General features: G+C 59.8%; 10 protein-coding genes, 1 tRNA gene and 2 pseudogenes. 3 read left to right on the forward strand and 10 right to left on the reverse strand.

Annotated elements, in window-relative coordinates:
• Window positions 1-210 precede the first annotated feature (210 nt).
• From HJC04_RS20000 to HJC04_RS31835, 3 genes and pseudogenes are all read right to left on the reverse strand, one after another.
• On the reverse strand, window positions 211-1,578 hold the full coding sequence (locus tag HJC04_RS20000) for a DUF882 domain-containing protein (protein WP_221146921.1): 1,368 nt from the start codon (window positions 1,576-1,578) through the stop codon (window positions 211-213).
• Between the two features lie 128 nt (window positions 1,579-1,706).
• Window positions 1,707-3,683 carry an acyltransferase family protein gene (locus HJC04_RS20005; RefSeq protein ID WP_221146922.1) on the reverse strand — a complete coding sequence of 659 codons (1,977 nt, stop codon included), beginning with the start codon at window positions 3,681-3,683 and terminating at the stop codon, window positions 1,707-1,709.
• Between the two features lie 760 nt (window positions 3,684-4,443).
• A pseudogene (locus HJC04_RS31835) lies at window positions 4,444-4,557 on the reverse strand (thermonuclease family protein); the annotation flags it as partial.
• Window positions 4,558-4,559: 2 nt separating this feature from the next.
• Between HJC04_RS31835 and HJC04_RS31840 the strand changes: the two are divergent.
• Window positions 4,560-4,763: pseudogene (locus tag HJC04_RS31840) on the forward strand (ATP-dependent DNA ligase); the annotation flags it as partial.
• A 595-nt stretch (window positions 4,764-5,358) separates the two neighbouring features.
• Here the strand turns inward: HJC04_RS31840 and HJC04_RS20010 are convergent.
• The 5 genes from HJC04_RS20010 to xylF all read right to left on the reverse strand — a co-directional run bounded on the left by HJC04_RS20010 (window position 5,359) and on the right by xylF (window position 9,927).
• Complete coding sequence (locus HJC04_RS20010) at window positions 5,359-5,700, reverse strand: NIPSNAP family protein (RefSeq protein WP_138393473.1); 342 nt, start codon at window positions 5,698-5,700, stop codon at window positions 5,359-5,361.
• 534 nt (window positions 5,701-6,234) lie between these two features.
• A tRNA-Arg gene (locus tag HJC04_RS20015) sits at window positions 6,235-6,311 on the reverse strand.
• A 202-nt stretch (window positions 6,312-6,513) separates the two neighbouring features.
• Complete coding sequence (locus HJC04_RS20020; protein WP_085738045.1) at window positions 6,514-7,296, reverse strand: ATP-binding cassette domain-containing protein; 783 nt, start codon at window positions 7,294-7,296, stop codon at window positions 6,514-6,516.
• Between the two features lie 14 nt (window positions 7,297-7,310).
• Complete coding sequence (locus HJC04_RS20025; protein ID WP_210630304.1) at window positions 7,311-8,624, reverse strand: sugar ABC transporter permease; 1,314 nt, start codon at window positions 8,622-8,624, stop codon at window positions 7,311-7,313.
• Window positions 8,625-8,886: 262 nt separating this feature from the next.
• The gene (xylF, locus tag HJC04_RS20030) at window positions 8,887-9,927 is read right to left on the reverse strand and encodes a D-xylose ABC transporter substrate-binding protein (RefSeq protein WP_085860222.1); all 1,041 of its coding nucleotides are present in this window, start codon (window positions 9,925-9,927) and stop codon (window positions 8,887-8,889) included.
• 273 nt (window positions 9,928-10,200) lie between these two features.
• On the opposite strand from xylF, the gene HJC04_RS20035 reads away from it, so the two are divergent.
• Window positions 10,201-11,424, forward strand: a complete 1,224-nt coding sequence (locus tag HJC04_RS20035; RefSeq protein ID WP_210630306.1) for an ROK family protein — start codon at window positions 10,201-10,203, stop codon at window positions 11,422-11,424.
• A gap of 273 nt (window positions 11,425-11,697) precedes the next feature.
• On the opposite strand, the gene iolG is transcribed toward HJC04_RS20035, so the two are convergent.
• The gene (gene iolG, locus HJC04_RS20040) at window positions 11,698-12,690 is read right to left on the reverse strand and encodes an inositol 2-dehydrogenase (RefSeq protein ID WP_221146923.1); all 993 of its coding nucleotides are present in this window, start codon (window positions 12,688-12,690) and stop codon (window positions 11,698-11,700) included.
• A 157-nt stretch (window positions 12,691-12,847) separates the two neighbouring features.
• Between iolG and HJC04_RS20045 the strand changes: the two genes are divergently transcribed.
• A complete protein-coding gene (locus tag HJC04_RS20045; protein ID WP_221146924.1) occupies window positions 12,848-13,132 on the forward strand; it encodes a hypothetical protein in 285 nt (94 codons plus the stop codon).
• A gap of 173 nt (window positions 13,133-13,305) precedes the next feature.
• On the opposite strand, the gene HJC04_RS20050 is transcribed toward HJC04_RS20045, so the two are convergent.
• Window positions 13,306-14,157 (reverse strand): Hint domain-containing protein, encoded by an 852-nt coding sequence (locus HJC04_RS20050; RefSeq protein WP_210630312.1) that lies wholly within the window; start codon window positions 14,155-14,157, stop codon window positions 13,306-13,308.
• Window positions 14,158-14,395: the final 238 nt, after the last annotated feature.

Genomic DNA, 14,395 nt, shown 5'->3' on the forward strand with positions numbered 1-14,395 from the left:
TCTATCAATACGGATCTTGAGCACTGGGCGATTGATGATATAGTTCAAACTTTGCGTTGAAACTTTTTGATCGCTCTGATCTGATCGCGAAGAGAGAGAAGAGCATCTCTGTTATTGCCGCGTCGCCATCAGCTCTCCGCCATTGTCCCTACAGCAACTGAGCAATTCTCTGACGCAAGCCTAGAAACGCCTTCTATCGTTTTCCAGTGGTCAACCCTCCGGGAGCGACGAAAACCGGCTGGCGTCGAACGGACCTGTGGCGGCGACCGGAACGGGATTCTCGTCTGAAGCCGCGACATGCGCTTCGCGATGAACCGTGCGGGGAGAAAGGCGAGGCGCGCTCAAGCCAAACGCCGCCCCGGGAGAATGCAGCGCCCATTGCATCAGCGCCGCTTCGGACGTCGATCCAAGGAAATCTGCTTCTTCCCAAGACGCGATCATCGGCAGGGAGGCGATCATGTCAGCGTCCTGCCTGGAGGTCTGCTGTGCGCCGACGACGGGATGGAAGCGCGCGTGAGCCGGCGATGCGGGCGGCCGTTTCTCCGGAAGGGCTGCAATCGGGCCGATCGAGGCAGTTTCCAGCCTGTCGTCCGCGCCCGCGTCCTGCGCAACGGCTGACGGGCGCATCGCCGGTATCGGAATCGGGAGAGATGAAAGATCCGAAGCAGAGCCTTTGTCATCCCGCTCGACCGCGCCGGTCTGCTGCGCGAGCGCATTCAAGGCCCGGCTCTTCGGCGCCGGCAGCAGCGCCGTCACCAGCTTGCCGTCCTTGGTGTCGCCGCTCGGCGTGCTCGACGCCGCCACGTCTTCGTCTTCTCCGGCGGTGCTGGCGATCTCGATCGCGGTGGCACTGACGCGCTTCCTGTAGTTTGCAACCGCCTGGTTATATCCCGGCAGCGGGCGGCCATCGGCCGGAAGATGCATCGTCTTCCCATTCGGGAATATGCGCGCGAGTTCCTGCCGGGACATGCGGGGCCAGGCCCGGACATTGCCGACGTCGAGATGCACGAAGGGCGATCCCGAGGTCGGATAATACCCGACACCGCCGACCTGCATCTGCATGGCAATGGCACGCAGCGTTGAAAGCTTCACGCCGGGAACGTAGAAATCCATCGCCTTGCCCAGCATGTGCTGGCTCTTCTTGGCGACTCCAGTGCTGCGCGAGCGATTGCGCAGCATGTTGTTGGTGGCAGGGGACCGATAGGCGGAGACGACGTGGATATAATCCTTGCCGCCGCTCTTCTTGTACACCTCCCAGACCAGGTCCAGCAGCCGCGGATCCATCCGCGTCGGCTCGTTCCTTCGCCAGTCGCGCAGAAACCGGTTGATCTGAGACAGGCCCTTGGGATCGAACTTTCCATCCCGCTTGTAGGTAATCGTGGCCCTTTCGCCCGTATGGGTAAAGAACAGCTTCAGCGCCCGATCTTCCGCTGAGGCGAGGGACGCAGAACCGATAAGTGCCGGCAGCGCAAATAGAGCCGGCAGAATGGTCTGCGATGCGAAGCGTTTGGCACGCGACAGGAGCGCGGCAATTCCGCCCAAGGCTTCACCCGATAAACCCTGTGAATACTTCAACACGAACAAACCCGTCCCACACCAAACACTCGGACGACGCGCGGGAACGCCGCATCCATCAGGCTCAGTAAAGCCAGTTTATGGTCAACAAATTCCTAACGATCAGTTGCGCAAGCTTGGCGTCTCACCGCTTAATTCGATGGAGAAGCGGAAGAGGTGGCGTTCGGCTGAGAACTTGCCGTTCGTTCGGCTTGGCTGGCGTGCGGCGGTACCAGGAAATCGAGCAGGCCGTCGCTGCGTAGATCGGCGGTTCTCTTTTCCAGAATGTCACCAATCAAGGTTGTCAGAAATTCTGCTGTCATATGGTTCCAGTCTGTGATGAACGGAACACCCTTGCTGCTGGTGAGGCATTTCTCCTTGTCGTAATCGCAGTGAAGCTTGACGATATCGACATAGGTGAACGCAAGATCGGAAGGGAACAACGGCAATTGCGCCAAAGGCTGGTTGGCCGGCGGATAGCTCGCTTCCCGCAGGCATATGGAGGCATCGGATTTTCTCTGAAACATCAGCCCCAGGCACGAGTGCGATTCGTCGAGCTGGAAATAGTTTCCGAAAACGAAAACGCGCGCGTTATCCGAGTGGCTTTTCATCCAGGAAATAAGCTCGAACCTGAACGCGTTGGCGGTGTACTCGAAAGGCCGAAGGCTCGTGAGGAAGATCGCTTTCGTTCGGCTGAGCAATGATTTGTCGTTGATATATTGTTCAAAGGGAATGCAGTATTTGTCGTAAATGCTGGCGCGAGAGGGGGCTTTGACATTATCGTTCTCGATCTCGACCATGCAGTTCAAATAGCTGAGGGCCACGACTTGATACCGGTCGGTATCGATGTAATTTTTCAGCGCAATCGACCAGTTTCTGGCGTGCGAGTCCCCAATGATGAAGATCACGGGTTTCTCAGCTTGAATGTTGTCGTTCAAGCTTAAAAACGTGCTTTCGAGCCGTGCTTCGTTCGCCTGCGCGAGAGGTGAATAGACGTCATCCAATCTGTGAGGAAAACCGGCCATCATGATTGCTGAAAGGACAGCAGCCGCGATGGTTGCAACGGATGAGCTTAAGGTGACCCAGAGAGCGCGGCTTCTCCTGCTGTGGCGAAGGGGCTTTTCGACGACGACAAAGCTGACGACTGAGACCAGGACCGTCACCGTGATGGCGAGAAACTTGTCGCTGTTGCCGAAATCCAAGCTCGTCAGCCGCCAGAAGGCGAAGACCGGATAATGCCACAAATATAAGGAGTAGGACACCAATCCGGTGAGCGCCGCAGGCCGAGAAGCCAACAGGCGCCCGATTGCGTTCTCGCGGCTGGCGAATGCGAGCACCAGACAGGTCCCGAGAACTGGAATCACAGTGACCCGGCCAGGATGAACCGTACCCTTTTCAAACAAGATGAGTGAACCAACAACGAGGATAAGCCCGGCCGCCGCGAGCAACGGCTGGGGGCGAGGCCGTCCACGCCGCACCTCGTAATAGGCGAGCAGTGTTCCGGCCAGCAGTTCCCAGGCCCGGGTGAGCGGCGAGTAGAAGGCCTGTTGCGGATCGTGCCGTACCGTGACGAAACAGAATACAAAGCTCAGGGCTGCCGCGACCAACACGCACGGCAAAAACCTGGATTTCAGGTATCGGCGCACGATCAGCAACAAGACCGGAAACCCAATATAAAATTGCTCTTCGACGCTCAACGACCAGGTGTGAAGAAAAGGCTTGAGAAGGGTATTGGGCTCCCCGTACTGCGCGGCGGTAAAATAAAAATAGATGTTCGATCCAAACAGGAGCGAAGAGCCTATGGAGTTCGCGTAGTCAGTGAGTTCCAACGGCAACAAAAAATAATAGGCGAAGGGCATCGTCGCGAAAATGACTGCGAACAATGCAGGCAGAATTCTTCGGGCACGCCGGGCATAGAATTTGAGGAAATCGATACGTCCCGTCGCTTCGATTTCTGTCAGCAAAATCCGGGAAATCAGGAAGCCGCTGATCACAAAAAACACATCGACGCCGATGTATCCACCCTGAAGCAACGTGTGGCCGGCAACCGTGAACTCGGCGTGATAGAGAATAACCGCTATCACCGATATGGCCCTTAGGCCGTCAATCTCTGGTCGGTAAACCTTCAAGCGTACTGCCTTCGATATCGAGAGGGTAACTCTGGTCGCGCGCATCAGTGGCGCTTTCGGGGCTGCCTAGCACAGAGATCTTGGCGGGAGAACAGTAGGGCCTGCTAAAAGGTTTGGGGGCGGGGTCGATTCCGACCTTAATTTTCTGCGCTGTTGTAGTTCAGCATTCCGGAACCCTCCTCAACGGACAATCAGAAGAAGCGACGCAACTGCTATCATCTTCGCACCAGACAGGATTGATTTCTGACGCGCCACTGAGGGCGCTCAGCCTTGCTGAGGAGGGTCGCGCGGAGCGTCGCTTGGGAGTGGACCGGAAAATTGCCTCCGCACGACCCAACTCTGGGTGGATCGCCGAGAGGAAGGCATTATGCGATCTGAAGTACTGGCTTTCTCCCGCGATCCGGTGAGTTAACCTGTATTGTCCAATGCGGTTCCGGTACGATGCTGGACAAACAGCGCCCCGCAGCTTAGCGGGGGTTGGCACAGTGGGGTTCTTTTGAAGGAATCGCGCACCTGGGCGCTGCAAATTACTTTGCACGAGCTCAGAAATTTTTCAAAAATATTACTTTTAACGGTTCTGCGTTCACAAATGAATTTTCAACCAGTGGGAATATTTTTCGATTTCGCACGAAAACACAAATTGACTTCTACTTGCAGTAATATCTCGTAACATTGAGGTGGGTGGGCTGCTCAGCGATCACTTTGCTATACCCCGAGCATTGTATCTCCTGTGCGTTGGGCGGCCATCCCCTATTCCACCTCAATCACACCAATCGTTGCGTCGCCTCGGGCTCCAGCTGCGAGCGAAGCCTTCCACAAGGAGCTTCTTCCCGATCTCTTCCCCATTCGTTCGATAGATGTTTACGAGGGAGCGGGGAGGGGATCATCGCCAAGGATCGGAACAGCACCTATCGGAGCGGCCGAGGCGGCGAGTGACTGAAGATCAAATGCATCCAGAGCGACAGCTTCGCGATCATTGGATATGAGAAGTCGACAGCCTCGTTCGGCGGCATCGGCAGGCTTCTGCTCGCCGCGCGCAAAGGAGGGCAGCTCGTCTATGTCCAGGCAATGAGAAATGGAACATGAACTGCCGCCACACATTATGTGCTTGCAGCTTGGCTCATTTCATCTTGAAGGAGATTTCACATGAATAACCTAATCTGGCTCGTCGGCGCCGTAGTCATCGTACTCGCTATCCTGAGCTTCTTCGGCTTCCGTTGAGAAAGAAGTGCGGCGGCTCAACTGCACCATCCATGAACGCAGGAGCACGCCGCTACGCCGGACGAAGAACCCGACCGGCGCAGCATCTTATATGGGGAGCATTAGCAGTGACTTAAATGCCTGCTGTCCGACTCTCTGTGGGATCGAGGCTGTTCCGTCGAACTCGGGAGCCTCAAATGTCCACGGTTGGCGGCGCGCTCAAACAGAAATGGCGCTAGAAGGCATGATGACTAAGCTCGCTAGGCCGCTCCCGTACGGCTCGATGAAGGTAGAGGTGTAAGTAGACTGCTTAGCTGTCATCATTTCGCACGTAGGTGCTCGCCATAATACGGTTTAGGCACTTCCATCAACATCGCATGATCGGCAAATCAGCTCGCGAACTATCTGCGATCCGGCTGGCGGCGTCTTCAGGGAGGGTGACGGTGTCGCGCGTGGTCATGGCCGGCCGTAACCGTTATTCCGACGGGTTGGAGAAGCCGCGGTAGAAGCGTGTCGGCTTCAGCAGCGAACTGGTGATGTTGGCGACGATCGCCCCATCCGCCTCGCTCTTCGCCTTCGCTTCCTGCCACTCACGATCAGCGATGAATTCGGCCCATTTCTGCTCGCGCTCCGCCAGCGACCGCCATTCGAGCAGATAGGTCAGATCGTTGCTGGAAGAACCGATCATCGTCGTCCAGAAGCCGAGTGAGCGGATGCCGAGGCGTTCCCAGATCGCCAGCGTCGCGGTCTCGAAACGCTGCTGTAGTGCCGGCAGCCTCTCCGGCAAACATGTATAGATGCGCAATTCGTGGATCATTGTATGCTCCTCATGCGGGATGCCCTTTGGAGCGTCCTCAAACCGCTCTCGGAAATGAAGGGTAGTTTACGAAATTCCGTAAGGCAATCAATGGTTCCGCGGTGCCCCTCAGATCCGCGATTTAAGAGATTTGGCTGAACCGCTCAGATCGTAAGTGTCGTCATCTTCCATGTCAGCGATGTCGTCAGCCAACACTTCAGCTGCTCGGATAGAATGGCAGCCAGATTGTCGAGAGGCATGGCAAGGTCAGGGTCGCTGCCATTGGCATCAAGGCAAATCCGCCGCAAGGAGCAGTTAAATGCACATAACTCGCATCGAAAGAACAACTGCCGGGCCGGACGATTTTGGCGGCGACGTTATCTTTTGTTTTCGTGTGACAACCTCGTGCCAGGTTGCGCCAAAGATCTCGCCCCGCCACAGCTAAACGGCGAAGTGAGGCATGAGAGATGTGGACAAGGCTATTGGAGCTTGATTCCTATATGCTTCCTGCAGCTTTTCGCCGCTGATGCAAATCCCGAAAATGCCTGAAAAAATTGGCGCACCCGACAGGATTCGAACCTGTGACCTTTGGAATCGGAATCCAACACTCTATCCAGCTGAGCTACGGGTGCATGCCGAAGGCGGTTTGAATCGCCTGTCCGATGGGTGGTTCTTAGCCTAGCTTGCGGCCGGCTTCAATCGCGAAATTCTCGGAAATACCGATGCTTGCAATTTGGCGGGCGTTTTTATCCGTCAGCCTGCGGAATGCCACATAAAAACTCCGCCGGCCTTGTGGGCGGCGGAGCTTGGTTGTCTAGGGCGGGGCGCCGGCGGTCAGATCTGCATGGCGCCGGGGCCGGGGATGGCTTTCGGCGGCACCTTGCCGAGGATGATCATGCCGAGCACCTCGTCCTTGGTCACGTCCTCGGTGCGGGCGTGGCCCACCACCTGGCCGTTCTTCATCACCGAAACGCGGTCGGCGAGGTCGAAGACATCGTGGATGTCGTGGCTGATGAGGAAGATGCCGATGCCTTCCTTCTTCAGCTGCTTGATCAGCTCGCCCACCTGCGCCGTCTCCTGCGGGCCGAGGGCCGCCGTCGGCTCGTCCATGATCAGGATGCGGGCGTTGAAGAGGATGGCGCGGGCGATCGCCACCGATTGCCGCTGGCCGCCCGAAAGCGCCTTCACCGGCTCCTTGAAGCGCTTGAAGTTGGGGTTCAAGCGCCCCATCACCTCGCGCGCCGAGGCTTCCATCGCCACGTCGTCGAGCGTGCCCCAGCGGGTCTTCAGTTCACGGCCGAGATAGAGGTTGGCGGCGGCGTCGACATTGTCTGCCACAGCAAGCGTCTGGTAGATCGTCTCGATGCCGTATTTCTTGGCATCGCGCGGGTTGCGGATCTCGGCCGGCTCGCCATTGATCAGAATCTCGCCGCCATCGCGCTTGTAGGCGCCGGAGAGGATCTTGATCAGCGTCGATTTGCCGGCGCCGTTATGGCCGAGCAGGGCCACCACTTCGCCGGGGTAGAGATCGACCGAGGCGTTGTCCACGGCGTGGATGCCGCCGAAGGAGATCGAGATGTTTTTCAGTTCCACGAGGGGAGTGCGTTGATCAGCCATATCTGGAGCTCCTCTCACTTGGCACGGGCGCGGTAGACGGTGTCGAGCCAGACCGCCACGACAAGGACGGTGCCGACGACGACGCTCTGCAGCGGTGTGTCGACATGCGCCAGCACCATGCCGGATTGCAGAGACTGCATGACGAGCGCGCCGAGCATGGCGCCGGCGATGGTGCCGGTGCCGCCTGCGAGCGACGTCCCGCCGATAACGGCGGCGGCGATGGTGTAGAGCTCGTCGAGCGTGCCCTGCGAGTTGGTCGCGGCGTTGAGGCGGGCGGTGGAAATCGCCGCCGCAATGGCTGCGAGTACGCCCATCAGCGCGAAGATGCGCACCGTTACCCAGCGGGTCTTGATGCCGGCAAGTTCGGCCGCCTCGGGGTTGCCGCCAATCGCGAAGACATAGCGCCCGAAGCGCAGGCGGGTGGCGATGAAGGTCATGATGATGCCGACGACGATGGCGATCAGCACCGGCACGGCGATGCCGTAGGGAATATCGAGGCCGGTTTCCGGCCAGGGGATATTGTTGGTCTCGGCATATTTCTTGGCGATATTGATCGGCCAGTAATAGCTGTTGGCGATCGAGACGGCGCCGAGGATCAGCACGCAGCTCAAGGTCGCGAGAAAATATTCCGCCCAGATCGGCCGGCGCGGAAAGCCGAAGCGGCGGCGCTGATGGCGCGAGCCGATGATGCTGGCGATGACGAAGAGGCAGGCGGCGATGCCGACGACCCAGCTCCAGGTCGCGCCGATCGAGCCCTCGGCGCCGCCGCCCATGATGCGGAAGGTCTGGTCCATGGGGGCAACCGTCTGGCCGCTGGTGACGAGCCAGGTCGCGCCGCGCCAGACGAGCAGGCCGCCGAGGGTGACGATGAAGGAGGGAACGTTGAGGAAGGCGATGATCATGCCCTGGAAGGTGCCGATCAGGCCGCCGGCAATGATGCCGATGAGCAGCGTGACCACCCAGGTGAAAGGGCTGTCGAAGCCAATATATTCGGGCAGGATCTTCGCCTGCGTCACACCCATGATCATGCCGCAGAGGCCGAGCACGGAGCCGACCGAAAGGTCGATGTTGCGGGTGACGATGATCAGCACCATGCCCGTCGTCATGATCGCGATGTCGGTCGTCTGGACCGAGAGGTTCCAGAGATTGCGCGGGGTCAGGAACAGGCCGCCGGTGATGATGTGGAAACCGATCCAGATGATCACGAGCGCGCCGATCATGCCGAGCAGGCGCGTGTCGATCTCGGTGGCGCGGAAGAAGCGGCTTACCGGATTGGCTTCCGCCGTTCGCGGCCCGCTTGAGGTCGTTGATTTTACCATTTCGGCCATGGGTTTGCCGTTCCCCCATTCTTGTTTGGACGGCTGCGCCAGCATGCGAGAGGCTGCGAAAGGCGTCATTCGTCTGTCTTCAACTGACCATCGCGATGCTTCCGGAAGCCGGTCGCGTGGCGTCGCGACGCTCTTCCGCCAGGGAATGCAAGTCTGCGATGGTGCGGCGAGGCGGAGAAAACTTCGTCGTTGGAATTCCCGTCCGCATCCGGCGCCGCAACGGTATCCGCTGCGGCGCCGGTTATTCTAATTCAAAGCTGGCCTATTTGCAGGCAGCAACCGTGCCGGCTTTGACGCCCTGGCAGGCTTCAGCCTTGGAAATCCAGCCGGCGTCGATGACGACGTTCAGATTGTCCTTGGTGATGGCAAGCGGCTTCAGGAAGACAGACTGCATTTCCACGCCCTTCGGCCCGCCCTTGAAGGCCTGGGCGCCGTCGATCTTGCTCATATCCTTGCCGCCCGCGAGGTCGAGAGCGATTTCAGCGGCGCGCTTGCCGAGTTCGCGGCTGTCCTTCCAGACGGAAACCGTCTGCGTGCCGAGCGCGATGCGGTTCAGCGCCGCCTTGTCGCCGTCCTGGCCGGACACCGGAACGGAGCCGGCGAGGCCCTGGGCGTCGAGCGCTGCGATCGCGCCGCCGGCCGTGCCGTCATTGGAGGCGACGACAGCGTCAACCTTGTTGTTGTTGGCGGTCAGGAACTGCTCCATGTTGCGCTGAGCATTCTCCGGCAGCCAGCCGTCGGTATAGGCTTCGCCGACATTCTTGATCTTGCCGGCGTCGATCGCAGCCTTCAGCACTTCCTGCTGGCCCGAGAACAGGAAGTCGGCGTTCGGGTCGGAAGAAGAGCCCTTGATGAAGACGTAGTTGCCTTCCGGCTTGGCTTTGAAGACGCCCTCGGCCTGCAGGCGGCCGACTTCCTTGTTGTCGAAGGTGATGTAGAAGGCAGCCGGGTTTTCGATCAGCCGGTCGTAGCCGACGACCGGGATGCCTTCGGCCGCGGCCTTTTCGATCGCCGGGCCGATGGCGTCGGAATCCTGGGCAAGGATGATCAGCGCATTGGCGCCCTGCGAGATCAGCGATTCGACGTCGGTGAGCTGCTTGGCGGCCGAGGACTGCGCGTCAGCGGAAATATATTTGGCGCCCTTGGCTTCGAGAGCCTTCTTGATGGCGGCTTCGTCGGTCTTCCAGCGCTCTTCCTGGAAATTCGACCAGGAAACGCCGACGACGAGATCGGCAGCCATGGCGGCAGTATGCACGGAAACGAGAATGGCAGCGCCTGCCATCAGTTTCATAATAGACTTCATAAGTGTCCTCCCGAGTGAGTTGCGACCGGCCCAGCCCATGCTTCCTCCGGCCACCGCGAAAGCTGTCGAGATTTTTTTCTCGACAGTCGAGAAATTAACTGTCAGAGATTTTTTCAACTGTCAACTCTGCATCGCCGGCTTAATTCGCTTGCGCAAAAGCGACCGGAGATGCAGGGGAAGGTGAGGGCGGATGAAGAGCATGATGCCGAAAACCGTAAGCGGTTTTCAGGCGGCGTCATGGTCTCACGAAAGCAGGAGGAGAGGGCGGCATCCATGCTGACCAAGTCGAGCACGGAGCTGGTCCGGCAGAGAAACAGCGTGCTCGTGCTGTCCGTGCTGCGGCGCCACGGCGCGCTCGCCCATACCGAAATATCCGATTTCACCGGCCTTTCCTCGGCCACCATCTCGGCGATAACAGCCGATCTGGAACGCGCCCAGATCATCGAAAAGTCCGAGCAGCAGGCGGCAAGCGGCCGCGGCCGGCCGCGCGTGCTGTTGCGCCAGCGGCGCGATTGCGGCTATCTGATCGTCGTCATCATCTCCTCGGATGCCGTGCAATATTCGCTGGTGGATTATGCAGGCAAGCTGATCGACCGCTTCAGCGAGGAGCGTTCGCATGATCCGGCGGGTGCCGTCCGCTTCGTCGCCCGGGTGCAGGCCGGGCTTTCGCGCATTCTCGATCGCTCCCGGATCTCCCAGGACAAGGTGCTGTTGATCTCGATCAGTTCCAAGGGCCTCGTCCATTCCGCCGAGCCGGTTCTTCTGTGGTCGCCGATCTTCGGCAGTGACCAGATCGATTTCGCATCGGCGCTGCGACCGGACTGGCAGGCCAAGGTCATCCTCGACAACGAGACGCTGCTCGTCGCCGCCGCGCTCGGCGCCCGCGAGGAGATCGCCAAGGGCACCGATTTCCGTTCGCTCGCGGCACTCTCGCTCGGCCACAGCATCGGACTCGGAATCGTCCGGCGCGGCGGCCAGACCGGCCAGGAGATCTCCGCTCCCAATTTTGGCCACATGCTGCACATGGCGGGTGGCGGTCTCTGCCGCTGCGGCACCCGCGGCTGCATCGAAGCCTATGCCGGTTTCTACGCCATCCTGCGCAGCGCCTTCGAAGTGCCGCTCGATACGATCCCGGCCAAATTCGTGCCCGTCGCCGAACTCGACAAGATCGCCGCCCGCGCCCGCCAGGGCCACCGAACCTCGGCGTTCGCTTTCCGCCAGGCCGGGCTGGCGCTCGGCAACGGTCTGTCGCGCATGCTGAGCCTCACCGAACGCATGCCGATCGCCATCACCGGCCCCGGCACCCGCTACTATGACCTGCTGCGCCAGGGCATCGAAGAGGGCCTCGGCCAGTCGCATATCGTGCGCATGGAAGGCATGCCGGAGATCCGCGTCGTCGCCGACGAACCCATCCTCGTCTTCGAGGGCCACCTCAACCGGGCGCTCTCGGTGATCGACCAGGATATTGTGCTGTCGGGGGGGCAGGGGGCGGATTAGGGAGAGATCCTGGCGGCGCTTCGGCGTTGATGGCTGCCCCTCACCCTAACCTTCTCCCCGTAATAACGGGGCGAGGGGACTTGCCCTGCGAGAGGTAGCGAGGGACGGAGAGGCCGCGGCATATTCCCTTCGCCCCGTTATGGCAGCAGCCGGATGAGGGGCAGCCCCGTCACAAGTCGGCCAGCCCTGACACAAGGCCGAGCACAGCCAAACGCAAAACGGCCGGGCAGAGCCCGGCCATCTCATGCACGACTTCCGGTCGGGAGAGGACCGTCAGCCGATCTTGATCAGCTTGCCTTCCTTGACCGACTGGACGGCGGCGTCTGCGAGCGCCAGCGCTGCCAGGCCATCGTCGCCGGAGGGGGCAAACTTCGTGCCCTTCTCGATCGCCGCGATGAAGGCGGCGATCTCGTTGGCATAGGCTTCGGTGTAGCGGGTCATGAAGAAATCATGCAGCGGCGGGCGGGTGTAACCGTCGCCGTTTGCCACCTCGATCGAGACCGGGCGCTGGTTTTCGGCTGCCGCCATGCCCTTGGAACCGTGCACTTCGATGCGCTGGTCATAGCCATAGGTGGCGCGGCGGGAGTTGGAGATGATGGCCTGCTTGCCCGAAGCGGTCTGCAGGATCACCGAGACGCTGTCATAATCGCCGGCTTCGCCGATCGCCTTGTCGACGAGCACGGCGGCGGTCGCCAGCACCGAGACCGGCTCTTCGCCGAGCAGGAAGCGGGCCATATCGAAATCGTGGATCGTCATGTCACGGAAGATGCCGCCCGAGCGCTTGATATAGTCGACCGGCGGGGCGCCGGGATCACGCGAGGTGATCGTCACCATCTCGACATCACCGATCTTGCCGTCGTCGATGACCTTGCGCACCGCCATGAAATGCGGGTCGAAGCGGCGGTTGAAGCCGACCATCAGCTTGGCGCCGGTCGCTTCCACCACCTTGATGCAGGCCTTGACGCGGGCGACGTCGAGATCAATGGGCTTTTCGCAGAAGATCGCCTTGCCGGCGCGGGCGAAGCGCTCGATCAGGTCGGCATGGGTGTCGGTCGGCGTGCAGATGACGACGGCGTCGATATCCTTTGCCGCCTCGATTGCCCCGATGGTGCGGACTTCGCAGCCATAGGCAGAAGCGATTGCTTCCGCCGCCTGCGGAAAGGCGTCCGCGACCGCAACCAGCGTCGCATTGGCATCGCCGCTGACGGCCTTGGCGTGGACCTTGCCGATGCGGCCGGCGCCGAGAAGACCAAATCTTACAGTCATTTCAATCTCCCTTGAATTCGGAACAAATAAACCGAATTGCCATAAATCTGGAATTTTCATTCCATCATCTGCGCGTCGCGTCAAGCCCGCGACTCTTTCACATTTGCAAGATTCCAACTAAAGGACAGTGCGACAAAATGCGACCGCGGGGACAGACATGCAACTGATCGATCCGAATCATCCGGCATACCAGCGCCTCTGGGTGCGTGTCGGCATCGTTGCCGTCTGCTTCGGCTGGGCCGCGGTCGAGATTTTTGGCGGTGATCCCTTCTGGGCGGTGATCTCCGCGGCGGCCGGCGCCTATGCCTTCTATATGCTGTTCTGGACCTTCAAGCCGCAACAGCAGTCGGCAGAGCCGGCTGCGCAGCCTGGCGCCGAGGGAGAGGACGAGGCCGATGAGACATCCGCCAAAAAGCCCTCGAAAGATGGGCAGGCGGAATAGTAGCGGGCGATTCGCCGATCAAGAGATCGGCGAGCTCATCGGCTTCGTCGCAGCCGAAGCGCGCCGCGCTCTTTCCGATGCGCGCCGCGCTTGACATCTTTGTTCGATATTGTCGCAAAGCCGGCGCACGGCTTCGGGTGAAGCGAGCGCGGTCTATGCGCATTCCCGTCCTGTCAGAGTGACAATTCCCTGGCTTGCGCGTCGATCTTTTCGCAAGCATCCCCGAAGGGATCGCGTATCGGTACAAGTGGCGAGACGCCGAGCAGAAGAAGCGCTTTCAAATGCGACCAGCCGCCTCCCAACAAAGGCGCAAAAGATGTCATCACGATGTGTTCCTCGCCATAGAGACGCTGGTATTCTGCAAAATTGCAGAAGTTCTCGTGATTGCTGTTTTTCAGATGGAAGGACTCAGCCGCAGCACCTTCGGCAAGGATAGCTTCGTGCGTATCGAGCATGACGGCATAGTAGTCGATCGATCGGTCGGGGGCGGGAGCGACCGGTGCAATCGTCGTGCCGTTCACGAGCTCCTTCACCTGGATCAAAACGCCGTTCAGGTACAGCGCGTGGCCAGGCGACAGATAAAGATCCGAATGGGGTGTGTGCCCGTCCAGTGCGCGGCGGCAAACTCGGATCGGCACGACGTCTTTTTGCCAGCGTCCGCCGCTCGTCTTGAAGCTTTGGCGGCCGACCCACTTTACCGCACGGGTGCTGCCATCAGGAAGGGCAACGCGATCACCGATGCTGAGATCCTCGACGGGCTTCTCACCGCCATCGGTGAGGATCGCCGTTCCCCGCAGGAAGCAATTTGCGCCGCTGCCGCCATGGCCACCGCTCCCGCCGGAACCTCCGTGTCCACCGGAGCCGCCCCGTCCCCAACGCCGACCCATCGCTTTGGCCGGAGAGATGGAAATTGCCGTGGCCATGGCTGCCAGGCCGGCAAGGCGAGCACCGGCGGCTGCCGCTACACCTAGAAAATGTCTGCGCGCCGTGTTGCGCGGTTGCTTCGGATCTTCCGTAGATGACATGTGGGCGGTCTCCTGAAAACATTTAAACCGCTCGATGCTACAACGTGTTGTATCGCATTCAATTTCGCCAGTTAGCGCTGTGCCCTACTGAAAAGGGCGTAGGCATGGCTGTAGGATCCTGAAAATACGCTATGTCCGATACCAAAAAGCAGGAGGTTTATCCGCTACCTCAGCGCGAAATAATCGAACTGAGTACGATGATGATCGGTTGAATCGCGGGAAAACAGCACATATAGCG

The organism is Rhizobium sp. NLR8a (assembly GCF_019685235.1).
Taxonomy (GTDB): Bacteria; Pseudomonadota; Alphaproteobacteria; order Rhizobiales; family Rhizobiaceae; genus Rhizobium.